The 340-nt window shown below is 62.9% G+C and carries 1 protein-coding gene; it reads left to right on the forward strand.

Going from position 1 to position 340, the window contains the following annotated elements; all coding sequences use genetic code 11:
• Positions 1–27: 27 nt before the first annotated feature.
• On the forward strand, positions 28–340 hold a 313-nt coding region (locus ON22_RS36910), incomplete at its 3' end, for a WD40 repeat domain-containing protein (RefSeq protein ID WP_218000703.1).

Genomic DNA, 340 nt, shown 5'->3' on the forward strand with positions numbered 1-340 from the left:
GGCGCCGACTCGATAGCCTTCAACCCCATGGTGGACATCCTGGCCACCAGCAGCGACGGCGATGGTGTGCAACTGTGGAACCCCGCCACCGGCGAGAAAATCCGCGACATCCCCAACACAGGCGTCGCCGCTGGCTCGATGGCCTTCAACCCCACGGGCGACATCCTCGCCACCAGCGGTGCTGAAGGCACGCGTCTATGGCATTCTCCTACTCCCCATCGCATCAAAAGGCTTCCTCCGCGTATCTACTCAGCACCTCTCAGCCCCGCTGGCGATATCCTCGTTACCAGCAGCGACGGCGATGGTGTCCAACTGTGGAACCCCGCCACCGGCGAGAAAA

Source organism: Nocardia carnea NBRC 14403, assembly GCF_000308515.1.
GTDB lineage: Bacteria > Actinomycetota > Actinomycetes > Mycobacteriales > Mycobacteriaceae > Nocardia > Nocardia carnea.